This window comes from Actinomadura sp. HBU206391 (assembly GCF_014323665.1).
Taxonomy (GTDB): domain Bacteria; phylum Actinomycetota; class Actinomycetes; order Streptosporangiales; family Streptosporangiaceae; genus Actinomadura_C.
This window is the reverse complement of the sequence record NZ_JABVEB010000114.1, coordinates 1-19,535: the sequence shown is the minus strand read 5'-3', so window position 1 is coordinate 19,535 and position 19,535 is coordinate 1. Positions and strand designations below refer to the sequence as shown.

Annotated in this window: 23 protein-coding genes and 1 pseudogene; 12 read left to right on the top strand and 12 right to left on the bottom strand. The window is 68.8% G+C overall.

The window, feature by feature from the left end:
- Window positions 1–73 precede the first annotated feature (73 nt).
- Together HKK72_RS25510 and HKK72_RS41350 are read right to left on the bottom strand one after the other, a co-directional pair.
- The gene (locus tag HKK72_RS25510; RefSeq protein ID WP_187236958.1) at window positions 74–712 is read right to left on the bottom strand and encodes a response regulator transcription factor; all 639 of its coding nucleotides are present in this window, start codon (window positions 710–712) and stop codon (window positions 74–76) included.
- A complete protein-coding gene (locus tag HKK72_RS41350) occupies window positions 700–1,092 on the bottom strand; it encodes a sensor histidine kinase (protein WP_410050339.1) in 393 nt (130 codons plus the stop codon). Before HKK72_RS41350 ends, HKK72_RS25510 begins: the two co-directional genes overlap by 13 nt.
- On the opposite strand from HKK72_RS41350, the gene HKK72_RS41345 reads away from it, so the two are divergent.
- Entirely contained in the window at window positions 1,042–1,314 is a 273-nt protein-coding gene (locus HKK72_RS41345; protein ID WP_315987445.1) for an FtsX-like permease family protein, read from the top strand. The two genes, HKK72_RS41350 and HKK72_RS41345, sit on opposite strands and share 51 nt — an antisense overlap.
- Window positions 1,315–1,367: 53 nt before the next feature.
- On the opposite strand, the gene HKK72_RS25495 is transcribed toward HKK72_RS41345, so the two are convergent.
- Entirely contained in the window at window positions 1,368–2,024 is a 657-nt protein-coding gene (locus HKK72_RS25495) for a HemK2/MTQ2 family protein methyltransferase (RefSeq protein ID WP_315987444.1), read from the bottom strand.
- A 71-nt stretch (window positions 2,025–2,095) separates the two neighbouring features.
- On the bottom strand, window positions 2,096–3,319 hold the full coding sequence (locus HKK72_RS25490) for a hypothetical protein (protein ID WP_315987443.1): 1,224 nt from the start codon (window positions 3,317–3,319) through the stop codon (window positions 2,096–2,098).
- 168 nt (window positions 3,320–3,487) lie between these two features.
- Here HKK72_RS25490 and HKK72_RS25485 point away from each other — a divergent pair, with 168 nt between their 5' ends.
- The 3 genes from HKK72_RS25485 to HKK72_RS25475 all read left to right on the top strand — a co-directional run bounded on the left by HKK72_RS25485 (window position 3,488) and on the right by HKK72_RS25475 (window position 4,697).
- Window positions 3,488–4,075, top strand: a complete 588-nt coding sequence (locus HKK72_RS25485) for a hemerythrin domain-containing protein (protein WP_261987175.1) — start codon at window positions 3,488–3,490, stop codon at window positions 4,073–4,075.
- Between the two features lie 120 nt (window positions 4,076–4,195).
- Window positions 4,196–4,543 (top strand): hypothetical protein, encoded by a 348-nt coding sequence (locus tag HKK72_RS25480; RefSeq protein WP_187236954.1) that lies wholly within the window; start codon window positions 4,196–4,198, stop codon window positions 4,541–4,543.
- The gene (locus HKK72_RS25475; RefSeq protein WP_187236953.1) at window positions 4,509–4,697 is read left to right on the top strand and encodes a hypothetical protein; all 189 of its coding nucleotides are present in this window, start codon (window positions 4,509–4,511) and stop codon (window positions 4,695–4,697) included. Before HKK72_RS25480 ends, HKK72_RS25475 begins: the two co-directional genes overlap by 35 nt.
- A gap of 128 nt (window positions 4,698–4,825) precedes the next feature.
- On the opposite strand, the gene HKK72_RS42855 is transcribed toward HKK72_RS25475, so the two are convergent.
- From HKK72_RS42855 to HKK72_RS25460, 3 genes are all read right to left on the bottom strand, one after another.
- Window positions 4,826–5,092, bottom strand: coding sequence for a CDGSH iron-sulfur domain-containing protein (locus tag HKK72_RS42855; RefSeq protein ID WP_187236952.1), 267 nt, complete (start codon window positions 5,090–5,092; stop codon window positions 4,826–4,828).
- A gap of 67 nt (window positions 5,093–5,159) precedes the next feature.
- Window positions 5,160–6,155, bottom strand: a complete 996-nt coding sequence (locus tag HKK72_RS25465; protein ID WP_187236951.1) for an iron-containing redox enzyme family protein — start codon at window positions 6,153–6,155, stop codon at window positions 5,160–5,162.
- A gap of 40 nt (window positions 6,156–6,195) precedes the next feature.
- Window positions 6,196–7,353: a glutamate--cysteine ligase gene (locus HKK72_RS25460; protein ID WP_315987442.1), complete on the bottom strand. Its 1,158-nt coding sequence runs from the start codon at window positions 7,351–7,353 to the stop codon at window positions 6,196–6,198.
- A gap of 391 nt (window positions 7,354–7,744) precedes the next feature.
- Between HKK72_RS25460 and HKK72_RS25455 the strand changes: the two genes are divergently transcribed.
- A complete protein-coding gene (locus tag HKK72_RS25455) occupies window positions 7,745–8,317 on the top strand; it encodes a hemerythrin domain-containing protein (RefSeq protein ID WP_315987441.1) in 573 nt (190 codons plus the stop codon).
- 186 nt (window positions 8,318–8,503) lie between these two features.
- Here HKK72_RS25455 and HKK72_RS25450 read toward each other — a convergent pair whose 3' ends face one another.
- Window positions 8,504–9,268 carry an SDR family NAD(P)-dependent oxidoreductase gene (locus tag HKK72_RS25450; protein ID WP_187236949.1) on the bottom strand — a complete coding sequence of 255 codons (765 nt, stop codon included), beginning with the start codon at window positions 9,266–9,268 and terminating at the stop codon, window positions 8,504–8,506.
- Between the two features lie 48 nt (window positions 9,269–9,316).
- A complete protein-coding gene (locus HKK72_RS25445) occupies window positions 9,317–10,237 on the bottom strand; it encodes an alcohol dehydrogenase catalytic domain-containing protein (RefSeq protein WP_315987440.1) in 921 nt (306 codons plus the stop codon).
- A gap of 198 nt (window positions 10,238–10,435) precedes the next feature.
- Here HKK72_RS25445 and HKK72_RS25440 point away from each other — a divergent pair, with 198 nt between their 5' ends.
- Window positions 10,436–10,819, top strand: a complete 384-nt coding sequence (locus HKK72_RS25440; RefSeq protein WP_187236947.1) for a winged helix-turn-helix transcriptional regulator — start codon at window positions 10,436–10,438, stop codon at window positions 10,817–10,819.
- Between the two features lie 98 nt (window positions 10,820–10,917).
- Here the strand turns inward: HKK72_RS25440 and HKK72_RS25435 are convergent, their stop codons facing one another.
- Both HKK72_RS25435 and HKK72_RS25430 read right to left on the bottom strand, forming a co-directional pair.
- Entirely contained in the window at window positions 10,918–11,562 is a 645-nt protein-coding gene (locus HKK72_RS25435) for a TIGR04282 family arsenosugar biosynthesis glycosyltransferase (protein ID WP_187236946.1), read from the bottom strand.
- Window positions 11,559–12,221, bottom strand: a complete 663-nt coding sequence (locus HKK72_RS25430; protein ID WP_187236945.1) for a glycosyltransferase family 2 protein — start codon at window positions 12,219–12,221, stop codon at window positions 11,559–11,561. Before HKK72_RS25430 ends, HKK72_RS25435 begins: the two co-directional genes overlap by 4 nt.
- 144 nt (window positions 12,222–12,365) lie before the next feature.
- On the opposite strand from HKK72_RS25430, the gene HKK72_RS25425 reads away from it, so the two are divergent.
- The gene (locus HKK72_RS25425; RefSeq protein ID WP_187236944.1) at window positions 12,366–13,664 is read left to right on the top strand and encodes a hypothetical protein; all 1,299 of its coding nucleotides are present in this window, start codon (window positions 12,366–12,368) and stop codon (window positions 13,662–13,664) included.
- A gap of 6 nt (window positions 13,665–13,670) precedes the next feature.
- Here the strand turns inward: HKK72_RS25425 and HKK72_RS25420 are convergent, their stop codons facing one another.
- Window positions 13,671–14,657, bottom strand: coding sequence for an NAD-dependent epimerase/dehydratase family protein (locus HKK72_RS25420; protein ID WP_187236943.1), 987 nt, complete (start codon window positions 14,655–14,657; stop codon window positions 13,671–13,673).
- Between the two features lie 644 nt (window positions 14,658–15,301).
- Between HKK72_RS25420 and HKK72_RS25415 the strand changes: the two genes are divergently transcribed.
- From HKK72_RS25415 to HKK72_RS25395, 5 genes and pseudogenes are all read left to right on the top strand, one after another.
- Window positions 15,302–15,871, top strand: coding sequence for a class I SAM-dependent methyltransferase (locus HKK72_RS25415; protein ID WP_187236942.1), 570 nt, complete (start codon window positions 15,302–15,304; stop codon window positions 15,869–15,871).
- Window positions 15,868–17,022 (top strand): molybdopterin-dependent oxidoreductase, encoded by a 1,155-nt coding sequence (locus tag HKK72_RS25410; RefSeq protein ID WP_187236941.1) that lies wholly within the window; start codon window positions 15,868–15,870, stop codon window positions 17,020–17,022. The genes HKK72_RS25415 and HKK72_RS25410 overlap by 4 nt, the downstream gene beginning before the upstream one ends.
- Window positions 17,019–17,462 (top strand): hypothetical protein, encoded by a 444-nt coding sequence (locus HKK72_RS25405; RefSeq protein ID WP_187236940.1) that lies wholly within the window; start codon window positions 17,019–17,021, stop codon window positions 17,460–17,462. The genes HKK72_RS25410 and HKK72_RS25405 overlap by 4 nt, the downstream gene beginning before the upstream one ends.
- Window positions 17,463–17,521: 59 nt before the next feature.
- Entirely contained in the window at window positions 17,522–18,271 is a 750-nt protein-coding gene (locus tag HKK72_RS25400) for a maleylpyruvate isomerase family mycothiol-dependent enzyme (protein ID WP_187236939.1), read from the top strand.
- A gap of 789 nt (window positions 18,272–19,060) precedes the next feature.
- Window positions 19,061–19,535: pseudogene (locus HKK72_RS25395) on the top strand (hypothetical protein); the annotation flags it as partial.

Genomic DNA, 19,535 nt, shown 5'->3' with positions numbered 1-19,535 from the left:
CACCGAAAATGCAAAGCACGTCCGAACAACTCCGACCACACGCCCCGGGTGAACGACAAGCGTGGAAGTCCGGTCATGCTCGCAGATAGGCGAGCACGGCGAGTACCCGGCGGTGGTCATCAGCGGTCGGCGGCAGGCTCAGCTTCGTGAAGATGTTGTTGATGTGTTTGGCCACGGCCGCTTGTGAAATGTCCAGCCGCCGGGCCACGGCCGCGTTCGACCGGCCTTCTGCCATCAGTGCGAGGACTTCCCGCTCGCGTGCGGTCAGCCGCTCGAGCGGTGCCTGCGCCCGGCGCCGGCTCAGCAGCTGACGGATCACGTCGGGGTCGATGATCGTGCCGCCACCCGCGACCCGCTCGAGCGCGTCGACGAACTCGGTCACGTCGCCTACCCGGTTCTTGAGGAGGTAGCCCACGCCGGCGCCGGTTTCGACCAGCTCGGTGGCGTAGGTCTGCTCGACGTATTGGGACAGCACCAGTACCGGCAGGCCGGCGTGGCGGCGGCGTAGCTCCAACGCGGCGCGCAGGCCCTCATCGCGGAAGCCGGGTGGCATCCGGACGTCGGTCACCACCACGTCGGGGACCTGTTCGGCGACCGTGGCGAGCAGACCGGCGCCGTCGCCGGCGGCGCGCACGTTGTGGCCGAACCGAGTCAGGATCTGGCTGAGACCTTCGCGCAGCAGTGCGGAGTCTTCGGCGATCACGATCCGCATGGCAGCTCCACCCTCAGTGCGGTCGGCCCGCCCGGCGGGCTGGTCAGCATGATCCTGCCGCCTAGCACCGAGACCCGGTCGGCCAGTCCGACCAGGCCGGTACCCCGGGCCGCGTCGGCGCCGCCGACCCCGTTGTCCCGTACCTCGATCACCAGGTCGTCGCGGCTACGTTCGACGGTCACCCAGGTCTGGGTGGCGCGGCTGTGCTTGACGACGTTGGTGAGCGCTTCGGCGATGACGAACCAGGCCGCGGCCTCCACCGGCTCCGGCGGCCGGTCGGTCAGGCGGACCGCCACGTCGACCGGTACGGCGCAGCGCTCGGTGAGACCCTGCGGCTGGCCGGCGCGACCCGCCGACAGATCCTGCGGCTCGTCGCCCACCAAGCGACCATTGTCAGCGCGGTCGGCGCGGCGATCGGCGCTCTGGTCACCGGGGCCACCCTGATCATGGTGCGGGCCGCGCTGAACGGCTCGTCAGACTCGGTGCCGATCCAGGTGCCGTGGTTGGTGCTCCTCATCGTGATCACTGCGTGCGCAGTGATCACGTTCACCGCGAGCGTGGCACCAGCGGCGCTCGCATTGCGTCGGGCGGCGGAGGGCTGAGGCGATGGCGGGCCGCCTGTGCGGCGCCATGACTCGTCCACGTCCTCAGGCTGTCAGCGCGTCATATGCACGCTCCCGCGTCGTGGCCGGTCGGCGCGCACCACCACCAGCTCCTGGTATCGGTGTCCGGGCCGGGCCAATCCGCGTTCTTCGAGCAGCGCCGCTCTGGCCAGCATGACCGGCCCGAAGGGCTCTGCGCGCCGAGCCACCACTGACGCCGTCATACCCACGGACTGCAGTGCTCCGAGAGTGGTCCTCACATCGCACAGGGCCGATTGGACCATCAGCAGCGTGCCACCGGAGGCCAGCATGGTCGGCGCCGACGCGCAGATGCGATCCAACACCGCCCGGCCACGGGTGCCCGCGTCCCACGCGCGCGCCGGGCCGTGCCGGGGCAGCCGGTCGCTCTCGCTCGGCACGTAAGGGGGATTGGCGAGGATGACGTCGAAGGTCTCACCGGCGACGGGGGAGAAGAGGTCACCACGCAACGGCCTGACCCGGATTCCGCGTACGCGCGCGTTCACCCAGGTGGCGAGCACGGCCCGTAGGGAGATGTCGACGGCCGTGACATCCCTCGCCCCGGCCAGGGCGGCCGCCACGGCGAGCGCCCCAGTCCCGGAGCAGAGATCCAGCACTCTCGCCCCCGGAGCCACGGCCGCCCGGCGCAGCTCCCTCGCCAGCAGCTCCGTATCGCCCTGAGGTGCATACACGCCCAAGGGCCTCAACATCAACACAAGGTCCGATGCCCCCGAACCGCTGCGCGTTGAGCCTCGGCGTTCGTTCAGGCCTGCTCCTCACCGGGCTCACGCAGGGCGGGCACGGGGTGCGGCCCGTCGGTCTCCATGCGGTAGTCCCTGCCGAACCGGGCTCGGTGGTCGTCGATGACGTGCTCGCTCGGTGGCTTCTCCTTACCGTTCACCATCTCCTGCATCCGCTGGAACCGCTCGTGCGCCTCCCGGACGTAGCCGGTGCCCAGAGTGGTGATGTCGATCTGGGTGGCCAGTAGCTCACGTAGGTATGGCTTGTTGGGCTCGAAGGTCACCGGTTCGGGCAGCTCTGCCGGAAGGAAGCTTTCCGGATCCCGGCCCTCCTGGGTGCGCATCAGGTCGCAGGCGATCCGCAGATGCTCCAGCTCCATGTTGAGGTGCAGTTCCCAGATCTGCTTGATCCGCGGGTTGCTCTCGGTCTGCATGAAGGAGTAGTAGAGGTAGCACTCGTTGTACTCGTGCAGGACGAGTCGTTCCAGCCAGGTCTCGCCGGGGTCGAGCAGCGACCCGTAGTGGGTGACGTGCTCCTCCTCCACCAGGCCGATCTCTTGGTAGAGCTGTCGGGCGATCGGTGTCATGTACTGCGGCCCGACGTTCATGTAGAAGTTCATGGTCTGCTGTTCGGCTGCGGTGATGGTCAGCGCGTGCAGCCGGGAGCGCGGGTCGACGGTGCTCCGATCGTAGGGTTCACGGACGTTGTCGACCGGATGCCGGTGGTGCATCATCGTGGGCCGGCCCGGCATGACCTCGGTGAGTTGGTCGACGAGTTTCTCCGCCTGCCGGTGCTCGATCATTTCGTACAGGTTGGCGTACCGGTAGAGGTGGTCGAAGTCCTCGAGGACACCGAACTCGTACGCCTGCTTGAGGTACGGATCGGGCTCCATCCGCGCCAGCCAGGCGGTCAAATCGACCGCGACCTGTTCGTAGGAGATGGTGGTCTCGAGCACCGATGCCTGACCCGGCAGCAGCCAGTTCACCACCTTCTGCTGCTGGTGCTCGATGTAGCGGATCTCGGCTAAGCGCTGTTTGAGCTCGATGTCCGGGGTATTGCGGTGGAACTGGTGGCCGAAAAAGATCGACTCCACCTCAATGCCGTTCAACGCGATGATCCGGCATTTGGTGTAGGGATCCTCCATATCCGGGTCCACCGGCGAGACGTTGAGCTCCTGCCAGTCGCGTATCTGTCGTTCGAGCGGGATCCCGTGCTGCTCCAGCGGATTGAAGGACACGATCGACACGCCTTTCATCAGAAGTATGCGCGATCACGCCGTACCCAGGTGAGGTGATCATCGAGCCTCGACATGGTGGCGGCGGGTGGACTCTTTGCCGCACGTTCACCTGGCCATCGGAGTCGGCAGGGGTCCTCGGGTAGGAAGCCGGCATGACACACCGTCACGGGGGGAACCATGAATGCCCGATCCACCGAGATGTCGGCCACCGATGACGTCATAGACCTGCTGCTGCGACAGCACGCACAGATCAGGGATCTCTTCCTGCTCGTCACCACCTCTACCGGCACCGAGCGGAGGGAGGCCTTCGATCGGCTCGTCCGGCTGCTGGCCGTACACGAGACCGCCGAGGAGCAGATCGTGCACCCGATGTCGAGGCGCAGCCTGGCGGGCGGCGACGGCGTCGTGCTGGACCGGCTGCACGAGGAGGAGATGTCCAAGGCGCTGCTCTCCGAACTCGACCGCATGCCGACGGACGATCCGCGGTTCGTCCCGCTGCTGAACCATCTCCGCGTCGACGTGCTGACCCATGCGCGTGCGGAGGAACGCCTGGAGTTCGGCCGGCTGCACGAGGATCTCGGCGATGCCGAACGCAAGGGTCTCGCGGTGGCGCTGCGGGCGGCCGAAGCGATCGCGCCCACCCATCCCCACCCGGGCGTGGAGGGTGCGATCGAGAACCTTCTCCTGGGACCGGCACTGGCACTGGCCGACCGCCTCCGAGACCTCATCAAAGAGGCGATGCGGGAATCCCCGTCCGAAGGCTGACTTCATTCACGTCGATCACTTTCCGTTAGCGCCGTGTCTTCAGCGGGTAGAGCCGATGTACGGCTGAATGAGAGAACCGTTGAGCGGAATACTGCTCGTTGGAGGCTTTATGCCAAGGAGTTGCTCGCTGAACTGGAAGATATGGACACCGCGGATCCGAATTTCATGGAGAAGCTGGATAAACTACGTATCGCGGTGCTCACGCACGCTCGATTCGAAGAACGGTATGAGTTCGAGCGCCTGCGGGACCAGCTCAGCGACGCTCAAAACAATGTCTTGGCGGCTGCCGTACGTGCTGCCCAGGCCGTCGCACCCACCCATCCACACCCTGGAACCGAAAGTGCCAAAAAGAATATCGCCCTCGGACCGATGGTGGCGATCGTCGATCGAACGCGCGATCTGATCAGAAAAGCGATGAATATCATGTCGGCGCATGTACGAACTGACGAGAGCGGGGCTCGATCGTAAAGCCGCGCAGGCACCTGCGGATGAGGTGCCGCCCGCCGCGAAATCCTTGATCGTCAGGCCTGCGCGGTTCGACGCCCAGCACCGCAAAGGCGCCGAGCACGACACCCGCGAAGACGAGGCCGCCGACACCGCTGGCACACAGGACGGCCGGTGACGCGGCGTGCTGATCTACAGCGGGCCGTACGTCGCGAAGAGCCGCAGGCCCCCGCCCCATTAGTTGACCGCGCGTGAGATGACGAGGGCGACGGCGACGATGGAGCCGTACTCGCAGGGCCGGTCAGGTCAGCCGTCACGATCCCCACGGATCTTGCAGCGATGACTGGTGTCGCACAGCGGATAGCGGTGGCTGCGCCGGCAGGTGCACAGCGCCACCAGAAAGCGATCCGACACCACTGTCGTGCCGTCGGGCATCTCGATCTCTACGGGGCCCTGGACCATGATCGGACCGTCCGGTGCCACCACCACCCGGCGGCGGTCGCCGCGGTTGAAGGAGCCATAACGGATGATCGCTGTGGCGTTGCCGATGAACGTCACTGAATGCTCGGCCATGGGTCCTCCTCCGATATGCGATTCGGTCTAGGGGATCGAGCGGCTGCCGTGTGAGGGTCCGGCGCGGTCAGGAGAGTGGATGCAGGAGCGACGTCCGGCCGGAGCGCCAGCACGCCAGCAGATGACGGCCCAGCCGGTCCTCCAGCAGTTCAGTGGTCTGTACACCGAACACCACGTCGGTGGCCAGGTCGGGCTCTCGGGCGAGCAGGTCGCCGATCACGTCGTGGCGCAGGACCTGCTCGTGAACGGCATCGGCCTCCACGTGCTCGGTGAAGAACAGCGTGCACCGCGGATCGGCCTCGAGCCGTTCGAGCGCCCGGGCCATGCGCGCGGCGCTGGGGGCGGTGGTGATCTCGGCCGCCGCGAAATGCCCGACCATGGCGCCACGGAGCGCTCGGTGCAGGCCGCACAGCGACATGAGGTTCACGGTGGCGAGCATCTCGGCGGGCACCGCGTCGAGATAGAAACCGTACGAAGATTCCAGACCGGCCCCCTCCAGTAGATCGGCGAAGAGCCGCGAATGCATCCGAGCCGCTCGGCCACCGCCGAACTCGTCGAACTCCACCGCTACCAGGGACGCCTTGGCCTGACCCTGGAGCCGCGGGATGACCCAGGCGTGCGGGTCGGCCTCTTTCAGGTGGTAGATCGAGCGATGGGCCATGTACTCGCGCATCTGCCACCACTCGCCCGCGTCCCGCAGATGGTGCGAGACCCCGTCGGCGTCCACGCGTTCCACCAGCAGTTCATCCAGTACGGACTCGACGTCGGCGCCGCCGGGCACCTCGGCGCGCAGCCCCGCGAGGAAACCCTGTTCGAGCGCACCGCGCAGCCTCAGCAGTTGGGGTTCCCACTCCCACGCCGGGTCCACCTCGGCGAAGCCCCGGTAGTGCAGCTCGTAACAGATGTAGAGCGCGAGCTGGAGATCCTCTCCGAACGGATCCGCCGAGACGTCGCGGAGCAGCACCCTCGGCGGAGGTACCTTCGCCAGCGCGGTCACCACCGCTTCGGAGATCGGCCCGCGCGGCAGGGGCAGTCGTGGCGGCGCCGCGACCGGCGTGCTCATGAGATCTGGGCGAAAATCCATGGTTGCCCCCAATACCCCGTCAGAGCTGCCCCATGCCTGGTATTTCCTCCGGAAGAACCTGATCGCCCACCGCGACGGTCTGGTCGATCAGCATGTCGACCACCCCCTCCGGTCCGCTCGCCGCCGCCTGGCGTTGCCGCTCGGCCCCTGTGCCCTGCCGGACGATCCGGTTCACCAGTGCTCGTACGGTCTTGAGATCCGCGGTCTCCTCCAACGCAGGACCTACCCACTCCACCAGCCGCCACAGCGCCCGCGTCGCCGGAAGCCGGTGCCAGCTCGCCGGATCCACGCCCGGCCCGTTCAGTCCGTACCGGGCCGCCGACCACACCGCGGTGGCGCACACCTGATCGTCCAGTACCGGGGCCTCCCGGCCTGCCGCCAGCTCGGACAGCGCCCTGCCCACCAGGCCGCGCACCAGGGCCGCCTGCAAGATCGCTTCATCGACCGTCGCGGCCGCGTCCGCCGCTCGCACCTCGACGGTCGGCAGCCGCGGCGACGGCCGGGCCAGCCAGAACGTCATCGCGGTGTCCATGAGGACGCCGCACTCGACCAGTCTCTCCAGTTGCCCGTCGTGGGCGGCGGCCGAGGCGAACCACGGCGGTATTCCTGATCCAGGGAATCGGGCCTGTTCGAGCATCCGCCAGCTCGCGTAACCGGTGTCGGACCCCCGCTCGAACGGTGAATTGGCCGACAGGGCCAGCAGGGTCGGCAGCCAGGGCCGCAGGTGGTTGACCACCGCCACCGCGGTGTCGCGGTCGGCCACCCCGACGTGCACGTGACAGCCGCACGCCTCATAAGTGGTCACCATCCCCGCGTACGCCTCCGCGATCATGGCGAACCGCTCGCCCGCGGTGAGCGGAACCGGTGGCTCCGACAGTACGGAGTGACCCGACGACACAAGCCGCGCGCCCTCCCGGCCGGCGGCGTCCGCGAGGCCCAGCCGGCCCGCCACCACCTGACGGCGCAACTCCGCCAGATCCGTGCAGACCCCGGTCGCGGCCTCGACCTGCGTGGCGAGCAACTCCTGATGCAACGCCGCCCCATCGGAGGTGACGCGGGCCTGCTCCAGCACCTCGGCGGCCTTCGCGACGGTACGTCGCGACACCGGATCGACCAGGAGGAACTCCTCCTCGACCCCCATCGTTCGCCCGTCGCCCGGCCATATCGCCGCTCGCACCACCACGCCTCTTCTCTCGGGTCGGTCTCTGCTGGGTTTCACAAGTCGATGACGATGAGGGCTGTGGTGGTCACTGTTGGCACGTGCCCCGATCGGTGGTTCTTAGTCCTGCCGACCTCTGTGCGTGACGCTCTGACCCACCTCTTCGCCGACGCCCATCGGCTCATGCCCGAGGTCTCCGCCGCGGTCGGGTACCGGCACCCTCTTCCCGCGCGGCACCAGCGCAAACGCCCGCCGCCTCACCTGACACCCGGTGTGGCGTCATTCGTTCGAGCTGATGACGGCCGGGGTGTTTCACCGCTGTGGGGTGGGGAGGGGAGACAGCACCGGCCGTACTGGTCGACCGAATCGACCGAATCGATCGGGCCGAACCATGCAAAGGAGGATCAGAGTGAACAAGCGATCCGAGCCGGCGGATGACATGGATGTGGTGGATCTGCTGATCCATCAGCACAACGAGATCCGCGAGCTCTTCACAGAAGTCAAGCGGTCCAAGGGCGAGGCGCGTGCTGAGGCGTTCGGGAGGCTGAGACGGCTGCTGGCGGTGCACGAGACCGCTGAAGAGGAGATCGTCCACCCCAACGCCCGGCGCATGGCCGAGGACGGCGACCTGATCATCGATCGGCGGCTCGCCGAAGAGAACCTGTCGAAGCGGATGCTCAGCGAGCTCGAGCACATGGGCGCGGACTCGCCGGAGTTCCCCAAGCGACTACAGGACCTGCGGCAGGCCGTCCTCGATCACGCCGAGAACGAGGAACGTGAGGAGTTCCCGGCGATCCGGGAACACGCCAGTGAACAGCAACTGCGCGTCATGGCAACGGCGGTGAAGGCCGCCGAGGCGCTGGCGCCGACCCATCCGCACCCCGGAGTTGAGTCCACCGGTGCGAATCTGCTCATCGGGCCGTACGCGGCGATGATGGACCGTACCCGCGATGCCGTGCGCAAAGTGATGAAGCGCTCCTGACGGCACCATGACCCCCTGATCGGCGCCCACCTCGTGGCGGTTCAGGGGGTCGTCCGTGGGCGGGGAAACATACGGTGAATCCGACGGCCGAGACCGTCGATGGGGCGCGGTACCGGCTGATTCGGCTCGGTGCTCTTCTTCCGCGCCTTTGCAGCAGCCGGCGCCCCGCCACGGCGGGATCGGTCGTCAGCCGGCGGTCATCCCGCCGTCGATCGCGAGCGCGGCTCCGGTGGTGAACCTGGCTTCGTCGCTCAGCAGGAACGCCACGAACGCCGCGATCTCGTCCGGCTGGGCGATCCGCCCGAGCGGGTGCATCGCTGCGGCCGCGCGCAGGGACTCCTCCGGTGTCGGGCCCAGGTTGGCCCGCGTCAGCGGGGTGTCGACGCCGCCGGTGATCAAGGCGTTGATCCGTATGCCGGTTGCGGCCGTGTCGAGTGCCGCCGAGCGGGTGAGCCCGATCACGCCGTGCTTTGCGGCGCTGTAGGAGGCCATGCCCGCTTGCCCGGTGACGCCGAGGACGGAGGCGTTGTTCACGATCGCGCCGCCGCCGCTCGTCCGCAGCGCGGGGATCTGATGCTTCAGGCCGAAGAAGACACTGCTGAGGTTGAGCGCCAGGTCGGCGTGCCAGGCATCGCCGTCGATCTCGGTCACCGGGCCGATCGCGGTGGCGGCGCCGACGTTGTTGAACGCGCCGTCGAGCCGGCCGTACTGCTCGACCGCCTGCCGGACCAGTCCCGCTGCCTCGGCCTCCACCGTCACATCGGCGGGTACGAAGGTGGCCTCGCCTCCGGCGGCGCGGATACCGGCCACCATCGCGTCGCCGGCCTCCTTGCCGCGTGCGGCCAGGACGACCTTCGCGCCCTCGGCCGCGATCCGCTCGGCGGCGGCACGGCCCATGCCGGAGGTGGCGCCGGTGATCAGGATGACTTTCTCTGCGAAACGTGCGGACACGACTACTCCTTCGTCAACGAGGGCTGTTCTCAGTGAGGGTTGGTGATGTCAGAAGGTGAGCACGAGCCGGCCGCGCAGACCGCCGGCCTCGAGCCGCCGGTGCGCGTCGGCCGCCTCGGCGGCGGGGAGGGCCGTCGCGACGCGCGGGATGAGCACGCCCGACTCGGCGAGCCGGCGGATCTGGTGCAGCTTGTCGGTCCGCCCCGCGTAGCCGGGGACGAACGTCGTCCGCACCGTGATCCCGCCGCTGTCGTCGAGCTCGTGGCCGCCGGGTTCACCGCCACTGCGGAACCGGGCGTACGTGCCACCGTCACGTACGGCGTCGAGCAGGCGCGGCCCGACCAGCGCCACGTCGGCGAGGGCGTCCACGCCATCCGGATACCGGGCCCGGATACGTTCGGCGACATCGGATCCCCTGGCCACGACGTCGGCCGCGCCGGACAGGCGGACCAGGGCCTCGTCGGCGGGCGCGGCATCGGCGACCACGGTAAGCCCCGCGTGCCTGCCCAACTGGACCAAATAGCCGCCGAGGGTCCCGGCGGCCCCGATCACAGCGAGGACCGAGCCAGGGGCGAGCGCTAGACGATCAAGCGTCAACTGCGCGGTGAGCCCGTTCATCGGCAACGTCGCCGCGGCCACGTGATCGGTGCCTGCCGGTGCGTGGACGACCCAGCCGGCCGGCAGCACCACGTACTCAGCGTAGCCACCTCCGGCCGGGCCGAGCGGCATCACTATCGCCATCACCGGCTCACCCAGGGACAGCTCGGTCTCCGTCCCCGGGCCGATCTCGTCGATCACGCCGGCGATGTCCATTCCGGGTATGTACGGGACCGGCACGCCGGCGAGCGCCCGCGCGTGCACGCCGGAACGCAGCAGCGTGTCCGCCGGATTCACCGCGGCCGCGCGCACCCGCACCCGGACCTCACCGGGCCTGGCATGCGGTTCCGGCAGGTCGACAACGCGCAGCACGTCGGGACTCCCGAACTCATACAAACCGACCGCTCGCAAAGTCGCAGCTCCCAGATGGTTCTCGATGTATACCAGGTCTGTTATCCGTACCATTCCATCGATGCGGCGGATGCGACAAGAGGGCACTTCGCGATGACCAGGTATCACCGGGAGAACCGCTCCAGAGCGAAACCGGGTACCTCTCGTATACTGCGGACCATGGCACATCCGCTCACGGAGGTGGACGACGCCGACCTGTGCGAGGACGGCCGCCGCGCCCTGATCCGCGACGTGCTCGAACGGATCGGTGACAAGTGGTCGGTGGTGGTCATCTGCCAGCTGGGCGACACCACCCGACGGTTCAACGAGCTGCGCCGGATGAGCGAGCCCATCACCCAACGCATGCTCAGCGCGACACTGCAGGGGCTGGAGCGGGACGGCCTGGTGACGCGTACCGTCCACGACACCAAACCCCTGCGAGTCGACTACGCGCTGACCCCGCGCGGGTTCAGCCTGCTCGAGGTCGTCCGCACACTGGCCGGATGGGCGGAGGACAACGCCGTCGGCATCCTGGACTCCAGGACGGCCTTCGACGCCCGCTGACCCGGGGGACCGGCGTGGTCGGCCAGGCTGGCCGACGGGCATGAAGATGACCTGCTGGAGTTCGCCAACCTCAGTCAAAGATCAGCGGACTGGATCCGCTATGTCCCTTGTCGGGCCTTCACCCGCATGGCCCGGAGCGCTGTGGCGAACAGGGAGCCTGGTGCTTCGGCCGCGACCTGGTATGCGTCGGCGGCGGTGTCGACGTCGGTGAGTCGCGGCAAGGTCGCCACGGTCAGTCCCGCCTCGGACAGTCGGTGCAGTTGCGCGGCTCCGGTATGGGCCGTCGACATGGGTACGCCGAGCAGCAGATCTGGCTCGGGGCGGCGCAGCCCGAGCAGCCAGAAGCCGCCGTCGGCGGCCGGGCCGAAGACCGCGTCGTGGTCGCTCAGCGCGGTGAGGGCGGTCCAGAGGAGGGCAGGGGCTACTTGGGGGGTGTCCATGCCGATGAGCACGGTCGGCACCGGGTGAAGCCGGTGCGCGTCGGTGAAGGCCGCTGCCAGCCGTTGGTCCAGTCCGCCCCCGCGTTGCGGGATCACCGTGAACCCGTCGAGGGGCCAGTCGCCGAGATGCCCGTCCAGGACGAGGACCCGGTGACGTACAGGGGTGGCGGTGACGGCGCGCAGTGTGTCCTGCAGGGCGGCGGCCGCCAGCTGTGCGCATTGGCCGGGGGTGAACGGCGGGCACAACCGGGTCTTGACCCGGCCGGGCCTCGGCTCCTTGGCGATGACCAGGATCTGGGTCATGCGGGTTCCCGGATCTCGGCCATCACCCGGCGCATGTCACTGACGGCCCGCAGCGTCCCGCGCATGGTCCCCGTGACCTTTGATCGGCCGGTCCGGTGCAGGTAGTCCACGTCGACCTCGGTGATCCGCCAACCGGCCGCCGCGGCCCGCAAGACCATCTCCAAGGGGTAGCCGAACCTTCGGTCCTGTAGGTCCAGGCCGATGAGGGATGCACGCCGGCAGGCGCGCATCGGGCCCAGGTCGTGCAACTGGGCACCGGTGCGCCGGCGTAGCCGCCGGGCGAGTACGGCGTTGCCGAGCTTGGCGTGCAGCGGCCATGCTCCGGCTTGCGGTACGCGGCGGGCGAGCACCAGATCGCTGTCGCCCGACAGGACCGGCGCGGCTATTTCGGGCAGGCGCAGCGGGTCGAGTGAGGCGTCGGCGTCCATGAAGGCGACGATGTCGGAGGTCGCGGCCAGCAGTCCGGCGTGGCAGGCGGCGCCGAATCCACGGTGCGGTTCGACGACCACCCGTGCCCCGAGCCGAGTGGCGATATTCACCGAGTCGTCGGTCGACCCGTTGTCCACCACGATGGGCCGGTAGCCGTCCGGCATGCGCCCGAGCACCCAGGGAAGAGCGGCCTCCTCGTCCAGGCAGGGCAGCACCACGTCGATCTTCATGTGCCCGATGCTAAGACGGCGGACGTCGAGGAACCCTTACGAAGTGATGACGCCGCTCAGGAGAATCGCCAGTTCAGGCCTATCGTTCGGAGGGTGATTGGAAGATCGGATCTACGGGTTGGCGGGAGCCGGGGGTCCGGCCGGATGAGTATCGCGGCGATCGGGAAGGCCGACCGGTGGGAGCAGGTCACGCTCCTCGCCTGGGGGCTGCTGATCGCCGGATGTTTCGGGCTGGGAGCTGTGCTGCACGGGCTCGGCGTGCTCACCATCGACCATCTGCCGCCGCTACACGGCCATTTCCGGGTGCCTAGTGCAATGCTTTTGCATCTCTTGCCGGCCGTGATCTTCGGGATCGTCGCGGTGTGGGTGCTTCCGGGGCTGGTCGCGCGGTCCGGGTTCGGGCGGGCGTCGCTCGTCGCCTACGGTTTCGCGGTCGTCTGGACCGTGCTTCTGGCGGTTTCGGCCGATGGGCTGGCGGCGCCGTTCACCCACCGGGAGGAGTACTTGGCGGTGCTGCCCACGGTGGGTCAGCACCCGCTGAGCTGGCTGGCGACCTTTACCGAACGGCTGCCGGAGTATCCGACACATGTACGCGGGCATCCGCCGCTGCCGGTGCTGGTGGTGTGGGCGCTCGCTGAGATGGGGCTGCCCGGGCCGCTATGGGCGGCGGTCGCGGTGGTCCTCACTGGTTGCTCGGCCACAGTGGCGATCGGCCTTACCGTGCGACGCCTGGCGGGTGAGGACGCCGCCCGGCGGGCACTGCCCTACCTCGCTCTCACCCCTGCCTCGGTCTGGATCGCCACCACCATGGACGCGTTCTTCGCAGGTGTCGCGGCATGGGGCGTCGCGCTCTTGGTCCTCGGCCGCGGTCGAGCGTCCACGGTCTGGTCCGCTGTCGCGGCCGGAGTCCTGCTGGGCGCGCTGCCGTACCTCAGTTACGGCCTGGTTTCCTTCCTGCTGATCCCCGTGGTCGTCGCCGTGCTGGTCCGGCTGCCGCGCGCGGCGGTCCTCGGGGCGGTGGCCGGCATCGTCGCGGTGACGGCGGCGTTCGTCGCGGGGGGCTTCTCCTGGCCCGCCGGGGTGGCGGCGACCCATGCCGAGTGGGCGGCAGGAGCGGGATCCACCCGGCCCTACTTGTACTTCCTGATCGCCAACCTGGCCGTACTCTGCCTGATCACCGGACCGGCCACCGCCGTGGGGCTGGTGCGGGCGGCGCGCGAACGGGCGTTCGGGCGCGGTGACGCCGCGGTGGCCGCGGCGGCCCTGGTGGCGGTGCTCGCCTTGGACGTCAGCGGTGTGACCAGGGGCGAGGTAGAGCGGATCTGGGTCCCCTTTGCCCTGTGGATCGGCGTCACCGCGGCGTTCGCCCCCGGCCGCCGCATGCTCGCGGCGCAGGTGGTCACGGGCCTGTTGCTGCAGGGTCTGGTCGCCTCGCCCTGGTGACCTCGGTCAGCGCAGCGGTGCGCCGGCGAACTCCTTCATCCCCTCGGCGAAGCCGATCACCGCCCGGAACCCGAGTTCGGCGGTGGCCCGGTCGGGGCAGGCCACGATGTGCCGTACGTCGCCGAGCCGGTACTCGCCGGTGACGACAGCTTGAGGGCCGCCCCGCTCCGCCGCCAGCGCCGCGGCCATCTCGCCGACCGTGTGCGGTTCACCGCTGGCGACGTTGTACGCCTTCACGGTCGCGGGCGCGCCGCCGGTCAGGGCTGCCACGTTCGCTCGGGCGACATCGCGGACGTGCACGAAGTCGCGCCGTTGCCCGCCGTCCTCGAAGACCCTGGGTGCGCGACCGGACTCCAGCGCGGATCGGAATATCGCCGCCACTCCGGAGTACGGCGTGTCCCTGGGCATCCTCGGCCCGTACACGTTGTGGTAGCGCAGTGCGACCGCCGTTCCACCCGTCTCCCGCGCCCAGTTCGCGGCCAAGTTCTCTTGGGCGAGCTTGGTGGTGGCATAGGCGTTGCGCGGGTCGGGCGGAGCATCCTCACCGATCGTGGCGGGCGCCACCGGACGTTCGCACCGGGGGCAACGGGGATCGAACACGCCCCGATCCAGGTCGGCGGTGGTGCGCGCTCCGGGCCGTACCCGGCCGTGCTCGGGGCAGTCGTAGCCGCCCTCGCCGTAGACGACCATTGAGGAGGCCAGTACCAGCCGTCCGACATCGTGCCGCGCCATCGCCGCCAGCAGTACGGCGGTGCCGTAAGCGTTGACGGAGACGTAGTCGGGCATGTCCGAGATGTTGAGGCCGAGCCCGACCTTGGCCGCCTGGTGGACCACGGCCTCCACCCCAGGTAGCAGCCGGTCCAGTCCGGCCGCGTCACGCACGTCGTCCCCGGTCAGCAGGTCAAGCCCCGTCACCTCGTGCCCCGCGTCGGCAAGGACCTCGGCGACGTGACCACCGATGAACCCGGCCGCACCGGTCAGCAGTATCTTCACCCGGCCGAGAGTAGGCCGTGCCGGGGCCATCATGGCCGGGCGGAGTGCTGCCGTTCGCCGACCGTAAGGATTTCCGGTTCGCCGGGTCGCGCACGGCGGCCGGTGGCTCTCGAGATCGTCCGAGCACCGCGCGCACGCGCGAATGCGCGCGGCGCGGCCCGGGTGGTGCCGCCCGGATCCGGCGTCCGGCAGTTGCCCGAGAACGAATTCACCTCCATACCTCGGACGACGCCACGTATGACGCTCATTGCGCTCGGATCCACGCCGCACCTTGCCATTTCGACAATTGGCCGGCGGTCGGGTCCCGATGTCTGCGCTCGCGCCTTGCGGACGACCGAAGGCGCAGGCCGGTGCTGCTTCCCTCTGGATCGATCTGCCCGGCTCGAATGTCATGTCACAGATCTGTAAGGGTCGGCGATCGGCGACCGCCAGTAGCGTGCCAGTGTGATTCTCATTCCTCCAGTCGACATGAACGATGTTCCGAGAGATTCGCGCACCGCTCGCCGCGGCTCGAACTTCGGAGTCGTAAAGGGGCCGAATGGCCTTCACGCCCTTGCGCGGCCGTCTTCGGCGACAGTGCCGGGCGAGCGCGGGGAAGCCGCGTGATCGGTGCGTTCTACGAGGACTCTCTGAAAGGAGGAACAGTGGACGTCGAGTATGCCGACGGCCGGGTGACGCCCCTCGCCGCCGATCGCTGGCTCCGTCCGATCGAGGGCGACGAATCCCTGCTGGCCCGATGCGACGGCCCGACACTCGACGTCGGTTCGGGTCCTGGGCGGCTGACCGTGGCCCTCGCCCGCAGGGGCGTGCCCGTCCTGGGCATCGACGTCACGCCACTGGCGGTACGGCTGACGCGGCAGGCCGGTGGCCTCGCCCTGTGCAGAAGCGTCTTCGACCCCTTGCCCCGCACCGGCGAATGGTCCGAGGCATTGCTGGCCGACGGGAACATCGGCATCGGTGGCGACCCGGTCGCCCTGCTGCGCCGGCTCCGCGAGCTGGTGCGCGCCGGCGGTGTGGTCATCGCCGAGCTGGGCCCGCCCGGTTCAACGAGCAGGGTGGAGCGGGTAAGGCTGCGCCGGAACGAACACGTGGCGGGCTGGTTCGCGTGGGCGACGGTCTCCGCCGACGACGTCGGTACGCTCGCCCGGCGATGCGGGTTTCCCGCCGTCTATCACTGGAACGAAGCGGGACGATGGTTCGCCGCTCTGTCATGACCAGGCGCGTCGCGGCGGGCGCCGAGTTCCTGCGAAGCGTCACGGGGCGCTTCAGCAGCCGCCTGCATTCGGAGCGGGTGGCCGCCCAGCTCGGCCTGTGGCTCGGGATCAGCTTCACGCTCGCCTTCGCCACCGGGCTGATCAGCCACTTCATGCAGCACCCGCCCGCCTGGCTGCTGTGGCCGTCCCGGCCGGTCAACCTCTACAGGATCACGCAGGGACTGCACGTCATCGGTGGACTCGCCACGATTCCGCTGCTCCTGGCCAAGCTGTGGACCGTCTACCCCAAACTGTGGCAGCGGCCGCTCTTCCGGTCGCCATCGCACGCCGTCGAACGCGCGCTCGTGCTCGTCCTCGTCGGCGCTTCGCTGTTCCAGCTCGTCACCGGCCTGCTGAACATCTCCTACGCCTACCTGTGGCCGTTCTCCTTCCCCGCGGCGCATTACTGGACCTCGTACCTCCTCTACGGCGCCCTGATCATCCATGTCGTCAACGAGTGGGCGAAGATCCGCGGGCGGATATGGATGCGCGAGGAGGCCGAACCGCCGGCCGCCGCCGCGGCGCGGCGGCGCTTCCTCGGCACGGTGGTCACCGCGTCCGGGCTCACCGCCCTCCTCACGGTCGGAGAGACCTACGCCCCGCTCTCCCGCCTGGCGGTGCTGGCGCCGCGCAACCCGCACATCGGTCCGCAGGGCGTCCCGGTGAACAAGACGGCGGCCGCGGCGGGACTGACCGCGACCCTGCGCGATCCGGGCTACCGGCTCACCGTGACGGGCGCGGTGCACACGGACTTGTCCCTGACCTACACCGACCTCCAGCGGCTGCCGCAGCACACCGTGCGACTGCCGATCTCCTGTGTAGAGGGCTGGAGCGTCGTGGCCGACTGGACGGGGATACGCCTGCGCGACCTCATGTCCCGGGCGGGGGCCGCCTCCGATGCCGTTCTCACGGTCGAGTCGCTGCAGATGGGCGGCGGGTACAGGACCAGCGAGGTGCGGTGGCCGCACTGGAGGGACCCGCTCACCGTGCTGGCCCTCCAGATCAACGGCTCGCCGCTCGCCCCAGACCATGGTTATCCCCTCCGGCTGATCGCGCCCAACCGGCCGGGGGTGCTGCAGACCAAATGGGTGACAAGGGTGATCGTGTCGTGAACAGCCCGATCAACGTCTCCGCGGGCGTGGTGCGGCGATCCCTGGCCTACGGCGCTGGTGGCGGACTGATCCTCGTGGGGACCTGCGGCCTGCTCGTCGATGCCGATCGGACGGACCCGCTCGGCTGGGCCCTGTGGGTCGGCGGGCTCATCGTGGTGCACGACGCGTTCCTCGTGCCGCTGGTCCTGCTGGCCGGCGCGGCCACCGGGAGGCTGCGCAAGCCCTACCGGTCTCCCCTTCGCATCGCGCTGACGACGGCGGCCCTGCTCTGCCTCGTGGCCCTGCCCGCAGTCGCCGGAATCGGCCGGAGAGCCGACAACCCTTCATTGCTGCCCTTGGACTACGGGCGCAACCTGCTCATCGTGCTCGGCGCGATCTCGCTCGCCGCCACCACGGCCGTGGTGGTCCTCCACCTTCGGAGCGGGCGATCGCGCACGTGACTTCCCTCACGTCCACCGCCTGGCTTGAGTAGATCGACCGCCAAAGAGATGATCTCGTTATGGATTACGTCGTAGCCCTGCTCGGACAGAACGAGATCTTCGGAGAGCTCATCCGCGACGCTGACCCGTCCACGCCGGTGCCGACCTGTCCAGGGTGGACGATTCAGCAGCTGTTCCGGCACGTCGGGAGGGGTCACCGCTGGGCGGCTCAGATCGTCCGTGACCGGGTCGAGGACTACCTCGACCCGCGCACGGTGCGCGACGGCAAGCCACCGAGCGATCCTGACGGCGCCATCGAATGGCTACACGGCGGCGCTCGGACCCTCGTCGACGCGGTGGCGGACGTCGGCGCGGACACTCTGGTCTGGACGTTCCTCGGTCCGCGGCCGGCGGCCTGGTGGGTGCGGCGGCGGCTGCACGAGGCGACGGTGCACAGGGCGGACGCCGCACTGGCTCTGGGAATGCGGTACGAACTGGCGGCCCCGCTGGCTGCGGACGGCATCACGGAATGGCTCGACAGGCTCGCCGCCGAACGGCGGAACGGGCACTCAGCCCCGCTCGATTCCGGGGTCACCCTGCACCTGCACGCCACCGACGACCTCGACTCGCCGGGCGAATGGATGATCCAAGCCGACCAAGACGGCATCTCATGGGGGCACGGGCACGGCAAGGCGACCACAGCGGTCCGCGGGCGCGCGGTGGACCTGCTGCTGGCACTGCTTCGCCGACGCTCGGCCGCCGACGCCGGCGTGCAGATACTCGGCGCTCAAGAGGTCTGGACGACCTGGCTGAACCGCACTCCGCTCTGAACGGGCCGATGGAGATCGCCTTGGACATGGCTCTCGACCACGTGAAGACGTACCTGACCGAATGACGGTCCTGGATCGCCGAACCAGTGTGCATGCCGCGTTGATACGGCGGACGGTCACACGGGTCGCCTCATACGACTGATTCAGCCTCTCGCGGCAAGCAGTCCGGACCATACGGTCCTTTCTTCGGGCGCTGGCACCGTTGAGGGCCGACCGCGCGAGAAGGCGGAGGAGCCCTATGGGGCAGCATGCTCCTACAGATCATGGAGCGCGCGGATGCTCGGTGCCCCTCGGCCGGCGTTCAAGGGGCAGCGGGCGCATTTCTGCGGAGGGTAGTTGGGGGTGCGCTGGTGCCGAGGCCCAGGGCGCTGAGGAGCAGGAGCCCGGTGCCGCCGAGGATTGAGACGGCCAGGTGGCTGCTCAGCCGGCGGGTGCGGGATACGGCGGTGGCGAGCACGGGTTCGGCTCGACCGGTGGTCTCTTCACTGCGTGGTCGCTGGACGGCGGTGATCGCGTAGATCGAGGTACCTCATCTTGGTGATCTTGGTCCGCTGTGGCCGCGCTCGTCCCCTCATCATCGGTTGATCGCCGAAGGTGGAACAGTTGGCGTCCTGCCAGCACTGATGCGGTGTACGTGGTTGTCTGAGACATGCGCTGGCGTACCACTGTCGATAGATTCGGTTGAACTGCGGGAGGTGTGTTGTGCACTCGTCGGCTTCGCACGCGCGCCAGGAGGCGCAGTATGTACTCAAAGCGCTGCCGTACACGGCTATGGCTGCGGTGGGCCTCGTGGACCTTCTCGCGGGGCCGAGTCTGGGGTTCCTGCCGCTGCTGACCCTGGGGCCGAGCTTCGCGTCGGTGTTCGGGAGTGTGCGCAGAACAGCTTTTGTGGGTCTTTTGGCCCTGGCCATCTGCTTGCCGCTAGCCAGCTACAACGAGCTCTTGTTCACCAGGCAGAACAACCTCACGATCGTCACCATCATCGGCGTCACCGCAGCGAGCGTGCTCGCCAGCCGTCTGCGTATCCAGCGCGAGCGGGAATTGGCCAATGTGCGTTTGGTCGCTGAGACCGCACAACGCGTCCTCCTGCGCCCGGTTCCCCGACGGGCCGGCGATCTTCGTATCGCGTTGTCCTACACGTCGGCGGCTGCGGAGGCACAGATCGGCGGTGATCTCTATGAAGTCGTCACCACACCCCATGGGGTCCGGCTGCTCATCGGTGACGTCCAGGGAAAGGGGCTCGACGCAGTCGAGACCGCGGCCT